Origin of the sequence: Endozoicomonas atrinae, assembly GCF_001647025.1 — a bacterium.
GTDB lineage: Bacteria > Pseudomonadota > Gammaproteobacteria > Pseudomonadales > Endozoicomonadaceae > Endozoicomonas > Endozoicomonas atrinae.
The window spans coordinates 25,226-38,633 of record NZ_LUKQ02000028.1 but is presented as its reverse complement, the minus strand read 5'-3'; the positions used below and the strand labels follow the sequence as shown (position 1 = coordinate 38,633).

Below are 13,408 nucleotides of genomic sequence, written 5' to 3'. Positions count from 1 at the left end.
ATTGTTATCGATTCAACCGGCGCTTTGATTTGAAAGCAATGGTGTCAAGGTTGGGTTACATGGCTGCACGAACTTGCCCCATGCCAGCAAGGCTTCTCAAGCTGGCTGAGGTACAGTGGTAATCAGGAACATTTATCCGATATTTCAAGTAAGGGTATCTGATGAATACACGAAATACAGAATGCGCCATCAAACTTTCTACCCAGATTTTCTTAATGATTTATTGAATGACAGGCTATCAGAAAAGCAAGTGTTTACCAGGATACCGCCACAGTTCAGTGTCGATAGTGTAGAAAGCACAACCTATTCCGGCATCGTTGCTTTTGAGGTTTCAGATCCTGTACCTTCGGGGTCATAATCGCTGATACTGAATAAACAAAGCATTCCTGGAAATGTGCTATTAACGTGCGAAAGCTCGCTGAATTAGAAGAATAACCAGTATTATTTGAAAAATGGAACGATGAAGGTTAGCCACCTGTTTTTAAGATATTAGCGTTCGCTTCATATTCAAAGCGCTCCCCATTCGCCAGGAAGAATCAGCACAACGAACTTTCTTAGTGAAGGGGAACATTATCCATTGATCATCATAGTGCTCATGTTTCAAGTGCATGGACCTATGATAAGAAAACTGAAAAACACCGGCAACTGATTTAACAATATCAATACTACGTTTTTTTTCAATAATGGAAGAAGTGTGGCTCAACATTTCATGCAACAAACATTTGAAATAATCCAACCCCTTTTCTGAAGCTGCATACACATCATTCCCATTACTGAACATAGCACCTTTAAACAAACAGTCTACAACACCTTTAACGGACTCATAATAAGTATCAGTATCAAAGTAAATCATCCCGGTACCTGCTAACTTTTTAAATGGATCATCTTCTTTGAGAAGGGGTCTAATCAGGTCAGAGCCTAAATACATCAAAGCAACCCGATAGATATCACTGTCAATAGCAAATACCCGGGTTTTCCTCGCATTATCCATTTCGTTCAGATCAGCATAAAGCCATTCATCAACCTCTTTAAGCCCAAGACTTTGAAATTCCGGACACTGCGTAACATCCAGCACCCGCACATTGTCTTTATTAAGGGTCATCATATGATGGATTTCTTCCGGTGTCAGAAGACCGCTATGTATCCAGATAACATTCAACCTGTCAGGATAGGCCTCTGCCCATTGATGGATGTTGGTAATGTATTGATCCGGTAGAACACTACCAAACCAGATAAAATTCAGCGGAAGATCTGCGGTATTTACATAATCTTCCAACAAGCAAGCTTTAGCCATTTGAGGAGCAACAATGCCGGTGACTGTTGAACTCAGTTGTCGTTGAGAACACTCTTCTGGCGCGTTCAAACGGGCACTTTTATGAGGAGGCAGTTCAACATCCTCTACTTCATCAGAGCATGCAGAAGCTGCACGCTTACCTAACTGCTGACCGACTGGATGATTAATAAAAACTGCGGACGGGAGCCCTGAACATGGAGACTCACACACTCTTTTAATAGTCCAGGATTGAAGAGTTCTTCGTTCCAAAATAATACTTTCCTGGCTTGTTTTCACGGAAAATGAACAAACCGGGTTTATTGGTTCTTGAACAACTTCTTCTGAAAAGGTTCCCTTTACTGTTAGGCAAGTATTTATGTTCACCTTTTATTTCCAAATTTAGGCACCAGGCAGTATTCTCAATGAGCCATATTCTGCTGATAGCCATTAATCAGTTTTCTCGAAAGTCAGTTACTTCCCCACTGAGTAGCAATATACAACATCAATCAACCCAGTTTACTAACAAGGTGGTTAGGGGGCGTTGACACAGTCCAATAACTGATTGCCAGATAATAAAAACCTGAACCAGGTTCGCCAGAGCCTGGCAATCTACCCCATAAATGCCTGCCCCCCATCTACAGCAATACTCTGGCCATTGATATAGCGCATATCATCAGAACAGAGGCTGGCCACAACCCTGCCGATATCACTTTCACACTCACCAACCCGACGCATGGGAATAGCCTTCACAAAGGCTTCAGCCTCATCAGGGTTGTTGTTCATCCACCACTCAAGACTTGGTGATTTTGCATGGGGCAGCACCACGTTACAGCGGATATTATCCGGCCCCCATTCGCAGGCCGCTGCCCGGCTGAGGGAACGAATCGCTTCCTTTACTGCGGCATAAGGCCCATAGCCAGACATATCCCAACGCTTGGCCGCCGTAGAAGCCAGGTTAATAATGACACCATCACCTTTCAGGTGCGGGTAGCAGAGCCGCATTAATCGTAAAGTCGCCAATGGCCCGGATTGCCAGCCCGCTTCAAACGCTTCATCGGTGATTTTATTGAGCGTACCCAGGGCAATTTCCTGGGCATTATTGACCAGAATATTCAGCCCGCCCAATTCACTGACAATACGATCAACACCACAGGACAGGGATTCCGGATCTTTCACATCCATAGCAATGGCAACGGCTTTACCACCCACTTCCTGGATCTGTTCACAGGTTGCTACACACTTTGCCAGTGTTCTCCCCGCAACTGCCACCAAAGCCCCTTCCTTAGCCAGGGAAAGCGCAATTCCCTGACCAACTCCCTGACCCGCTCCGGTCACCAGGGCAATCTTTCCCGATAATTTCTTCATTGTTGTTAAACGCCCGGATAAATAACTATTGCCTAGCTTAAAAAGATTGGAAGGAAAGGGCGTAACCCATTCGGGGGATTTTTACGAAGTAAAGAAATAAATCAGTTTCCTACAACATATTTCCAGAGAAATCTGAACAAGTGTAATAAATACTGGGAACTTCAGCAGCAAGCGGTTATCGAAATAATCACGCAAATAAAGGCATCAATAATCATGCAAGCATCAGGATTCCGAGTTGATATCACTTACCTGGACAAAGACTCATCAATAGTGGCCGACAAGAACCCATGTTGTACTCTATGCTGTGCAACCACCCAAAGTGTTCTTTACCTGGGAAGAAGAGTAATTACTTTTGTACCGGAAAGTAAATCTTTACCCGCTACAGAGAAAAAAGATGCCCTGACTAATGACTTAACCAGTCTGAATATTTCTATTTGCTGTTACTGTAAACCTTATCTTGAGTCAGAAGTTTATCCTGAGCTTCATTCTGATGTTGCAGCCTTGCTAATACCAAACAGAAAACGTCAGATGAAAGACTATGGATTGGCTCTGAAGCAGGCTGTACGCTTAAACATGATACCAATGACTACATTGTTGCTAGATACAATGACTGAACGAAGTGAGCTGAGGACTAAAATAGAAAATAGAGATCCAAATCTTAAAGCCAAGACAAGAGATCTGGATGTTCTTGAAGCGCTTGAAGAATCACTCACTTCTGCGTTACAAAGTAATAACTACAATATGACCAACCTATTACTGCTAAGGAACCTGCGATTAAGTCTCCGATAATAAGCTAATCTCCTCTCAGCCCTTGCTGGAGATTAGCCATGGATCAACAACTCAGCTTTTCCGACGCTGAATTCACTCAAAAGCGCCGCCAGACCCGCAAAGAAATATTTCTTGCCCGCATGGATAAACTGATTCCCTGGCATCGTCTTGAGGCAATTATTGAGCCTTATTACCCCAAACCCGGCAATGGCCGTAGGCCTTACCCGCTGACCACCATGCTCCGAATACACTGCCTTCAGCAATGGTATAGCCTCAGTGATCCGGCCATGGAAGATGCCCTTTATGAAATTGCATCCATGCGATTATTTACCGGATTATCTCTGGATAAAGCGATTCCGGATCGTACAACCATTATGAACTTTCGACACCTGCTGGAAACTCATAACCTGGCTCGGGCTATTTTCACGGACGTCAACCAATGGCTGACAGAGTCTGGTATCGTTTTGAAAGAAGGCTCACTGGTCGATGCCACGATCATTGAAGCACCGACATCAACAAAGAATAAGAAGGGGCAGCGGGATCCTGAAATGCATCAAACCAGAAAGGGAAATCAATGGTACTTCGGCATGAAAGCACACATTGGTGTCGATGCCCGTACAGGTTTAACCCATAGCTTGACGACAACAGCCGCTAATGAGCACGACCTTAATCAAGCTGGTAACCTGTTGCACGGCGATGAAAAGTTTGTCTTTGCCGATGCTGGCTACATGGGAGCTGAGAAGCGAAAAGAGCTCAATACAGACGCTGCACAGTGGCATATAGCCGAACAACCAGGCAAGTTGAAGAGGCTCAGGAAACACCCTCGAATCAATAAAGTCATTTTGAAAACGGAATACCTGAAAGCCAGCATCCGGGCCAAGGTGGAACATCCCTTCAGAATCATCAAATGTCAGTTTGGATTTATCAAAGCCCGTTATCGGGGACTTCGGAAAAATGATGGCAAGCTGGCGATGTTATTCGCCCTGGCAAACATGGTTAGACTGGACCAAATGATCCGGGCGCAGGGTTAATGTGTCTGGAAGCCGGTAAACCGATGTAAACAACAGGAAACTGAGTTATTTTTGAGCTGCATAATAGTGAATTAATAACTTCTATAAACTGTATTTATTAAAAGTCACTTGCTCGCAGATTCCCTAATAGGAGCTAAGCCTCCCGACCAGCCTTTTGAAGAACATGATGAAGAGAAAAGAGAAAGAATAAAAGAGATCAGAGGTGATTATCTTATTGAAAAATACGTCAATTGTTAAAAAGCCGATCATTTTTTCTATAGGCAGGTATGGCTAGAGTCAGAAGGACTCCAGCCCAGCCATCGAATGATTGCCTTAGAGGTACTGTTTAATTCTGATATTGCTTCATCAAAAATAGCAGTCGGCCAAGCAATAGTATGGCCGCTAATGTGAGCCCTGTGATAATACCAACCCAAAATCCTTCAGTCCCCATAGGGGTCCCAAAAAAGTCCGTCATGGCAAAAGCATATCCAACGGGTAAGGCAACGCCCCAATAGGCGCCACATGAAAGCATCATGGGAACCCGGGTATCTTTATAACCTCTCAGAGCACCACTGGTTGATGCCTGCACAGCATCACTGACCTGATACATCGCAGCGCATACCAACAACACCGAAGCCCCTTTTACAATCAGCGGTTCGCTCGTATACAAACTGATAATTTGCTGTCGGAACAGCAATATACAAAGTACCGATAAAACAGCAATCGACACTGCGGTTAAAATTCCACAGATGGCCTGCATTCTGGCTTCATCCCTCTGCCCTTTCCCCAGTGAGTGCCCCACACGAATGGTAATACCAAACGACAGACTCATGGGAACCATATAAGTCATACTGGAAAAGTTCAGGGCTATCTGAGCCGCAGCAATGTTGTTTGCTCCAAGCTTGCCAATCAGCAGCGCTATTACGGCAAAAATACTGCCGCAGACGCAAATACTGACACCAATAGGAAGACCCAGACGAAACAATTCCTGCATTCGGGAAACATCAGGAAACGCCGCTTTCAGATCAAGCAAGTGCTCATAACGATGATGCTTGCGAATATACAGAAAAATCAGCAATGACATCAGCCAGTACACGAGACTGGTCGCCCAGCCACAACCTACTGCCCCCAATGCCGGAAGACCAAACTTCCCATAGATCAGAAGATAGTTCACCGGGATATTGACCACTAGACCCAACAGAGAGATCACCATCGGCGCACGGGTATTTCCCATGCCTTCCAGAAAACTGTTAAGCATGTAGAACAGAGCGATCCCCGGCAGTCCGAAAGCCAGGGCATGGAGGTAGCCAACACCCACCGGAATAATCTCCGGTGCAACCTTCATATAAACAAGAATCTCCTCACTGACATTCAGATACCCGATCAAAATGGCAGAGCAAAACACAGCAATCCATAGCGTTTGTCCCAGATCTTTACTGATACCCTGATTATTGTCAGCGCCTCGATGGTGAGCCGTAACCGGCGTCAGCATCATCAGAATACCGCGCAGTAACAAACTGGCCGGTAACCACAGGCTGGTACCGACAGCAATTGCGGCCAGATCCTTTGCACTGGCCTGCCCAGCCATACTGGTATCGACAAAATTCATACCATTGGTGGCCAGCTGGGTCACGATGATGGGCAGTGAAAGGTTCAGCAGAGCTTTGGATTCATCAATAAAACGATGAAAACGGGAAGATAACATTTGCATTAATCAGAGCATTCACACCAATACACAGGCTCGGATTCAGGCAGGATGGCAAAGTGAGCAGGGGTAGGATGCGGCCGTTCAGGCGGCGGGAATACTACCACTCTACCCCAAAGCTTTAAATGAATTAAGTACGGGCAGATAAATTATCTTTCCTCTTCTTCTGTGGCGATAAAAACAAAATCACTATCGTCAAGATCAGACTCACTTTTAGCCTGCGATTCAATATTTATAGCTTCAACATCACTGGCTTTAGTGGCTTGAGCTTCGATATCACTGGCTATAGTAGCTTGAGCTTCAATGTCTGGAACTTTAGTGGCTGGATCTTCAACTTTATCAATGTTTCTATCCGTTGCCTGAGCGCAATCAGTTCTTGTTTGGTCAGTAGCCTGATTACCTCTGATAAAAGTCATACATTGATTATGAAGATTCTGAATACCTGTAACCGTTCGCTGACAAAGATGCTGCCCCAAATTGTATGCAGCATTTCGGCTTCCTGAAGACTTACAGTAAGCCAAGGCAATAACACAGCATGAAACAGAAAAGAAACCAAAATACAGTTCTACTGGTATTTCCCCATCATCATTACCATTGTGTTCAACTTGAAACTGAGGTGCAGGAATTGGAAGATTTGCGTAGCCCCCTACATCACATCAACTGCTGGCATCATTATTCCTTCTTTTTAAAATGACAAGATGATTATTACAACTGTAGAATGCTGACCGTCTTATGAAAGAATATATCGAAATCAATATCACTGCCTGTTTTATATCTAAAATAATTACCTAACTTAATGTCCCATAGTTTTATCTCATTAGCGTTTGAAAGAAAAAAATCAGGATACGGTTAACGCTCCTGAAACCGTTCAAACGGAATCAAATCCATACTGTGAGTAAATCTGATTACAGGCTTCAAACCTTGTGTCTCAATGGTTCCGACTGATCCATTTCCACATCTGGAGGTACTTCATTTCCTGTATGGGCATTCCCATTCACCAACGCCACCAACCGTGCTGGACAGGTTCTTACTGCATGAATTGAGCGCTGGCCAAGATCAATGGTCATATCAGCAGTATGTCTTGGAAGTTCCCTCAATGACTTTCCTTTACAGCAACCGTCCACTGCAGTGAAAAGAATATACAGTACCACTACAGAAATAACAGTTGCCGAGAAAATCCCAAAAGCAGCAGATCCAGATAGCTCCGAACTGCAAAGATCCTCTATGGCTGAACATTGATCTCTGCTTATATCAACCTTATTACAACCTGGCGGAGCAGGCGGAGGAAGAGGAGGCTTTGGGGTGGGTGTAATGTATAGTCTGGCATTTCAACTCCCAGCCTTCTCACGCGTTTATTTCCAAATTATTAACGCGTTCAGAATTAAGAAATGATAAAAGCTAACACTGGCAGATAATGTAGACGAACTTTTCCTGCAGGTGAGATTATTCCAGACTCAGCACCAGAATGAACGGCATGAGACGCTCTCAAGGAGCCTTGCGAGAAATAGTAATCATACAAAGAGGACATACCCATTGTTTGCACTAATCTATTCTGCTCTCCCCACTGATGATGCGGAGTGAGCACTGCTGGTTGTTAATAGCTTGCCTGGTACAGGCCATGGACCACGGGTCAGAAGATGTCAAATTGAAAACGCTCACGGAATATAGAAAACCATACTCCCGCAATGACTCAACAACCAGACTCGGCCACGCCACCTGAGTTACTCAAGCTCCTGAAGTTCAAATCCCGGAATCCACTAAAGTTCGTATTCCCCACCCAGACCCAGTGCACCCGGCCTTCTGGCGTAATAGCCCTTCAACTCACTTCCGAGTTTTTTCAGCGCAGCCATGCGAGAAGCATTTGTAGGGTGACTCGCCAGGAAAATACGAATAATACCTCTGACATCACCTGCCGCAGAGGTAAACCTTTCCCAGACGTGGGAGCATTCTGATGGATCGTACCCTGCAAGAGCCATCAAATAGAGACCAATCTCATCCGCCTGGTGTTCCTGGTTATGAGCAATGGCGTTCGTAAAGGGGATACTGGCCAGAGCCTTTTTATTAAAAAACAGGAAATCAGTCATTCTCTGGCCACTGTGTTTGGCCAGAACATGCCCCATTTCATGCCCCAGAATACACGCCATGCCTGCCTCATTTTTAGCGACTGTGAATATAGAACGGTAGATGCCAATTTTATATCCACCAACACTAAACGCATTTGGACCACCAGTACTCATCAGGTCAATCTCCCAATACGAAGTAGGGATATCAAATACCCGCTCCGCAACAGACGTTAACCTGTCACTAACCGGCTGCAAAAATGCCTTGTGCTTCTGATCAAGCGCTGTCGGATACTCTTCATAAAAAATAAAGTCTTCTACCTGCATAAATTTGTAAACAACCCAGAACAAAGGCCTGAACAACAGATCAGAGGGAGTTTTCAGATACGTTCTAGCCAGTATTGACCCCATACCAAGCAACACTCCCCCCCCAATTGCGGAGGCAGTAAAGTTGGCAAATACGGCATTTGATGCTCCACCGCTTTCAAGCAGCGTACCCAGGCCTGTCCAGCTCAAACCAAAAACGTTTCCCACAATACCTGCAGCAATGGAAGATAGCCCTGTATTTGCGATTTCATCCGACAGGCTGCGATCAATGGTTGATCGGAGTTTGAACTCAACCGCCTCTTCACTGTTATAACCTGTGACTTCTGCACTGTTATAACCTGTGACTTCTGCACTGTTATAACCTGTGACTTCTGCACTGTTATAGCCAGTGGCTTCTCCAGCTAGTTCAGGGTACTCACTAGCATAACCAGCAGCTGCTGCTCTGTTATAACCAGTGGCTTCTCCAGCTAGTTCAGGGTACTCACTAATGTATTCATCAGAGTAACCGGTAAGAGATAACAGAAAAAAAAGGGGAGTGATGAAAAACAGACATCTTACCCAATACATTTGACACCTCAAAAGGTTGAAAACGATTGAGATCAGACACAGTGGTTAAATGATAGTTCCAAATCAACAATTCTAATAATAAAACAGAGTACATAAAGAAATGGTGATTAATATCCAAGATGAATTGATCATGGAAAAGTATTGAACACAAAAATTGCATCAATAAAGGGGGTACCAAGTTATGTTCTCAATACCCCATGACCAATTAAAAAAACCGTTTCAGCTTACAGCGAGTATTCCAGCCCAAGCCCAAGCACCTGTGGCTTGTTCGAATAGTATTCCTGTAATGCATTTCCATGCTGTTTCAATGCGTTCATACGAGTCTTGTTTGTCGGATGTGTTGAAAGGAATATATTGACGACTTCTCGCAGATTTCCACCAAATGCGGTCATCCTGTCCCAGACTCTGGAGCATTCTGAAGGATCATATCCTGCTAATGCGGTCAGATAGATGCCTATTTCGTCAGCCTGAGTTTCACGGTTCTGGGAAATTGAGTTGGCAAAAGGGATACTGGCAAGGGCCAGTTTATTCAGAAAAATAACATCACTTAAACTCTGACCCACGTGCTTTGCCAATACATGTCCCATTTCATGTCCCAGAATACAGGCCATGCCAGCCTGATTTTTAGCAAGAGGAAAAATTGAGTGATAAACCGCAATATTATAGCCACTGGTTGCAAAAGCATTGGGAGCACTCATATCCATGGGGGTGATTGTCCAGTAATCAGCAGGGACATCAAAAACCTGCTCAACAACAGCCTTTAAACGTTCGGCAACCGGGTCAAGAAACTCTGAGTATTTCTGCTCCAGTTCGGGTGATGGCTCTTCGTGCAAAACCCAGTCCCGCACTTGAAAATATTTATATACTCCCCAGGTAAGTGGCCGGGAAAAGAAATCAAAAGGCGTCTTTAAATAAGTTCGAGATACGACCGAGAGAGTACCCAGCGCAGCCCCGGTGAGTAATGCGCTCATAGTAAAATCAATAAATAATGGGCTGGCACTGCCTGTTGTGACTGCTGTTTTCAGACCAACCCAACTGACCCCAATCATCGAACCAACAATACCAGCAGAAACAGATGCAAGGCCATTTTTTTCAATTTCTTCAAGCAGGCTTCTATCAACAACCCGATGGAGTTTACTGATAATAATATCGTCTCGATTTAATGAATGAACCTCTTCATTCCCATAAGCATTGGAAAAGCAGGAAATAAGGGATATACAAAGAGGAAATAAGAGTATGGGTAAGCGTCTGAGCCTGGAAAACACGTTCAGTCCTCAAAGATGTTCGAGCTATTGTTCAGGTCAGACAAAAAAAAAATCTGTTGGTTCCATCATGCTATTAAATCAGGAAATGACATTATCAATCGGCAGCTTTGCCTTTCAGGTTTATCGAGGTATTTTCCGGGTTTGATTCCATCGATTTAAATGGGCTGATATTGACACCACCAGTATTAGGGAAACTGCGAATAAGTCCCTTTTTCCAAAGGCAGTGTCAGTAATACCAGGGGTTACCGAAGGTGAGAGCGGACTTATTCGCACCTTCCTTAGCCTGTGAAATTAAACCAATGGTTGTCATGATCGATTGAGTACAAGTCACCCATGGCAATTCCAGCTAATGTACTTTTCATTGACACGCAACGTTGGGAAACAACAGTCTTTTTATAGCTTTTCTTAATACATAAGATATCTTATAGATTCTTTCCTGATACAGCATTTACTCCAGGTAAATTGACCGGTAAAACATAAACAGGCTGGCCGTTGAGAACAAGCCATATCGAAATATTCCCTGCGAGCCCAGTGACAAAATGATAAAAATATCTATCGCTATGGAGTAGCACGATGAATGAAATAAGAATGATGCTTGAGCTGGCAATCAATAACTACAAGGATCAAATCGAAAGAGCAGAAGACCTGAATACTCTCTACCAGAACGCTACCGATGCTGAAAGGGTTGTCATAGATAAGGTGATCAAACTCATAGGCTCTGAATCCCTCCCCAAAATCTGGGCCTACCTTAACCGCTGACCTCTCTTGAGACACACGCTCTCTGCAGATAGAGATACCAAGGGGGCGTTAAAACCATAGTCGTTCATTAACCGCCAATCCGAAGACAATATTTTCCACCTTGTCTCTTAGGGGGCGTTCTCAATTAGACATGTGACCAGCCACCCATGGTTTGCGCCAGGCAAGGCGTGAACTGCGTAGTGTGGTTATTCCACATAAGTAGTGAGCAACGCAGAATGGCACAAACCATGGGCGGCCCTCCGGGTTGATCACACACGCATTCATGCTGTGTTGAACGGCTTGAACATGGAACCACCATGCCCTGCGCCGTTCGCCTTGCCTGAATGCGTGTGTGATCAACTGGACTCATGGCTAATTGAAAACGCCCCCTAGTACATATACCGATCATTCCTTGAGAAGGGACTGGTATAGTGTGATGCTTACGACAGGGCGTAAACCCAAAATCTGATCAAAAAATAATCAATTTTGACAGCGCCACATGAATTCATGCTCTCCTTGATCACTTAACGGTTTATCCACAAGATTGTCCACATAAATTCTGAATGGTTTGTTGTGGATAATCAGCAGAGCAACACGACAACAGGCAGATTTTCTTCAGGTATCTTACCCAATGACCACGCAGCTGATTGACAATCTGGCAAAGCTGGAAAAATACATCAGTATTTCCCACAACTACAACATTACCATGGCTCAGCTTGTTATCCTGCTGATTTTAAAAGAGTCTCCAATGAGTCTTGAGGAATTGTGCAAGAGAACCGGCTTCGGACCAGATAAAGTCAGGGAGTTGCTGAGGATGCTGGCGCTAGCATCCGGGAAAAACAAAAAAGCGATAGGTTTTATCCACAAGCCGTTTGCGCAGGAGCGATACGTTCTGACAGAAACAGGACGGGGGTGGATAAGTGAGTTGTCATGAAGCATGGCTTATGCCTGTTGATCACAAAATCAAGGTCGAATAGCCTTTAATTTTGAAGAAATGCAAGACTCAAGATAGCCCTCTGCTTTTATTAACAGCTTTGTGATTAACGTGTTCAGCGCCTGCACGATACCCGAACACCCATCGGCTGTTAACTATCCAGTTCTATGAAATCATACCCCATTGGTAACGTGTAATGGCCCAAAAGAAAAACCAGCCAACGCAGAAGAAAGAAGGCCTGCACCCTCGCAACCTTCATAATCAACGTTATGATTTTGATGCGTTGATAGTAAGCTGCCCCGGCTTAGCCCCGTTTGTGGCCAAAAATCAATTTGGTAATCTGTCGGTTGATTTTTCCGATCCTGCTGCGGTAAAAATGCTGAATAAAGCCTTATTACAGCATTTTTATAAGGTCGAGAACTGGGATATCCCACCAGGTTACTTGTGCCCACCAATACCCGGTCGTGCTGACTATATTCACCATATGGCTGATTTATTAGCCGCCTCTAACAAAGGGGTTATTCCTCAAGGCAAGCATATCCGTGGCCTGGACATTGGCATGGGTGCTAATTGCGTTTATCCGATCATTGGACATCGAACTTATGGCTGGCGTTTTACAGGCTCAGATATTGATGCATTATCAGTAAAATCAGCAACACTGATTGTTGAATCTAACCGTTCATTGGCCGGTGCTATTCAGTGCCAGCTGCAGAAAAACCCAGATAATATTTTTATCGGGATAATAAACGATCACGATGTCTTTGATTTCACCCTGTGTAACCCTCCATTCCATGCATCATTAGAAGAAGCAACAGCAGGGTCTGAGCGCAAGGTTCGCAACCTGAGGGCCAATGCAAGTAAGAAAGGCAGCGCCAGGAATAGAGGTCTTTCCTCAAGAAACCATGCCATTAAGCCCGTTTTGAACTTCGGTGGTCAAAAAGCAGAGCTCTGGTGCCCTGGTGGTGAGGCTGGATTTATTCAGCGAATGATTGCCGAAAGCTCAGCAAAGCCTGAAAATTGCTTCTGGTTTTCGACTCTTGTGTCTAAGCAGGAAAACTTGCCAGCACTGTATAAATCCCTCAGGCAAGTGAATGCCGTTGATGTCCGCACGATTAAAATGGTGCAGGGGCAAAAGATGACTCGTATTGTGGCATGGACATTTCTATCGGAAGAACAGCAAATACAATGGAGAGAAAAGCGTTGGGGGATGTAAACATTAAGAATTGACGCCCTGTTTGCATGGGTTATCGATTGAATCACAAAGAGCACAAAGAAGGGATTTTCTTTTCCTTTGTGCTCTTTGTGAGCTCTGTGGTTCAAAAAAGAATCCCCACAGCATGCTCAGGCTCCCAGAGTGGATCAATGGGTCAGAGGCAAGTATTGACTCTACTGGCAT

General features: G+C 44.4%; 12 protein-coding genes and 1 pseudogene. 6 read left to right on the top strand and 7 right to left on the bottom strand.

Features of this window, described 5'->3' with window-relative positions:
• Nucleotides 1-122 (top strand): annotated as a pseudogene (locus AK963_RS31840) (IS1595 family transposase); the annotation flags it as partial.
• A 359-nt stretch (nt 123-481) separates the two neighbouring features.
• Here the strand turns inward: AK963_RS31840 and AK963_RS06040 are convergent.
• Nucleotides 482-1,657 (bottom strand): hypothetical protein, encoded by a 1,176-nt coding sequence (locus AK963_RS06040; protein ID WP_139117268.1) that lies wholly within the window; start codon nt 1,655-1,657, stop codon nt 482-484.
• A 225-nt stretch (nt 1,658-1,882) separates the two neighbouring features.
• Entirely contained in the window at nt 1,883-2,638 is a 756-nt protein-coding gene (locus AK963_RS06035; protein WP_066014563.1) for an SDR family NAD(P)-dependent oxidoreductase, read from the bottom strand.
• Nucleotides 2,639-2,851: 213 nt separating this feature from the next.
• On the opposite strand from AK963_RS06035, the gene AK963_RS31835 reads away from it, so the two are divergent.
• Nucleotides 2,852-3,427, top strand: coding sequence for a hypothetical protein (locus AK963_RS31835; protein ID WP_139117267.1), 576 nt, complete (start codon nt 2,852-2,854; stop codon nt 3,425-3,427).
• Between the two features lie 38 nt (nt 3,428-3,465).
• Nucleotides 3,466-4,437, top strand: coding sequence for an IS5 family transposase (locus tag AK963_RS06025; RefSeq protein ID WP_066014561.1), 972 nt, complete (start codon nt 3,466-3,468; stop codon nt 4,435-4,437).
• A gap of 325 nt (nt 4,438-4,762) precedes the next feature.
• On the opposite strand, the gene AK963_RS06020 is transcribed toward AK963_RS06025, so the two are convergent.
• The 5 genes from AK963_RS06020 to AK963_RS06000 all read right to left on the bottom strand — a co-directional run bounded on the left by AK963_RS06020 (nt 4,763) and on the right by AK963_RS06000 (nt 10,340).
• Nucleotides 4,763-6,127, bottom strand: coding sequence for an MATE family efflux transporter (locus tag AK963_RS06020; RefSeq protein WP_066014560.1), 1,365 nt, complete (start codon nt 6,125-6,127; stop codon nt 4,763-4,765).
• A gap of 143 nt (nt 6,128-6,270) precedes the next feature.
• A complete protein-coding gene (locus tag AK963_RS06015) occupies nt 6,271-6,537 on the bottom strand; it encodes a hypothetical protein (protein ID WP_066014559.1) in 267 nt (88 codons plus the stop codon).
• 498 nt (nt 6,538-7,035) lie between these two features.
• Nucleotides 7,036-7,218, bottom strand: coding sequence for a hypothetical protein (locus tag AK963_RS06010; protein ID WP_066014558.1), 183 nt, complete (start codon nt 7,216-7,218; stop codon nt 7,036-7,038).
• A gap of 660 nt (nt 7,219-7,878) precedes the next feature.
• Nucleotides 7,879-9,075 carry a M48 family metallopeptidase gene (locus AK963_RS06005; protein ID WP_066014557.1) on the bottom strand — a complete coding sequence of 399 codons (1,197 nt, stop codon included), beginning with the start codon at nt 9,073-9,075 and terminating at the stop codon, nt 7,879-7,881.
• Nucleotides 9,076-9,299: 224 nt separating this feature from the next.
• The gene (locus tag AK963_RS06000) at nt 9,300-10,340 is read right to left on the bottom strand and encodes a M48 family metallopeptidase (RefSeq protein WP_066014556.1); all 1,041 of its coding nucleotides are present in this window, start codon (nt 10,338-10,340) and stop codon (nt 9,300-9,302) included.
• Nucleotides 10,341-10,913: 573 nt separating this feature from the next.
• Here AK963_RS06000 and AK963_RS05995 point away from each other — a divergent pair.
• The 3 genes from AK963_RS05995 to rlmF all read left to right on the top strand — a co-directional run bounded on the left by AK963_RS05995 (nt 10,914) and on the right by rlmF (nt 13,225).
• Complete coding sequence (locus AK963_RS05995; RefSeq protein ID WP_066014555.1) at nt 10,914-11,099, top strand: hypothetical protein; 186 nt, start codon at nt 10,914-10,916, stop codon at nt 11,097-11,099.
• A 610-nt stretch (nt 11,100-11,709) separates the two neighbouring features.
• Entirely contained in the window at nt 11,710-12,012 is a 303-nt protein-coding gene (locus AK963_RS05990) for a hypothetical protein (RefSeq protein ID WP_066014554.1), read from the top strand.
• Between the two features lie 196 nt (nt 12,013-12,208).
• Nucleotides 12,209-13,225 (top strand): 23S rRNA (adenine(1618)-N(6))-methyltransferase RlmF, encoded by a 1,017-nt coding sequence (gene rlmF, locus AK963_RS05985; RefSeq protein ID WP_066014553.1) that lies wholly within the window; start codon nt 12,209-12,211, stop codon nt 13,223-13,225.
• Nucleotides 13,226-13,408 lie beyond the last annotated feature (183 nt).

Coding starts and splice junctions, on each gene's coding strand:
- AK963_RS06035 (WP_066014563.1), bottom strand. CDS start 2,638: ATGAAGAAATTATCGGGAAAGATTGCCCTGGTGACCGGAGCGGGTCAG.
- AK963_RS31835 (WP_139117267.1), top strand. CDS start 2,852: ATGCAAGCATCAGGATTCCGAGTTGATATCACTTACCTGGACAAAGAC.
- AK963_RS06025 (WP_066014561.1), top strand. CDS start 3,466: ATGGATCAACAACTCAGCTTTTCCGACGCTGAATTCACTCAAAAGCGC.
- AK963_RS06020 (WP_066014560.1), bottom strand. CDS start 6,127: ATGCAAATGTTATCTTCCCGTTTTCATCGTTTTATTGATGAATCCAAA.
- AK963_RS06015 (WP_066014559.1), bottom strand. CDS start 6,537: ATGACTTTTATCAGAGGTAATCAGGCTACTGACCAAACAAGAACTGAT.
- AK963_RS06005 (WP_066014557.1), bottom strand. CDS start 9,075: ATGTATTGGGTAAGATGTCTGTTTTTCATCACTCCCCTTTTTTTTCTG.
- AK963_RS05995 (WP_066014555.1), top strand. CDS start 10,914: ATGAATGAAATAAGAATGATGCTTGAGCTGGCAATCAATAACTACAAG.
- AK963_RS05990 (WP_066014554.1), top strand. CDS start 11,710: ATGACCACGCAGCTGATTGACAATCTGGCAAAGCTGGAAAAATACATC.
- rlmF (WP_066014553.1), top strand. CDS start 12,209: ATGGCCCAAAAGAAAAACCAGCCAACGCAGAAGAAAGAAGGCCTGCAC.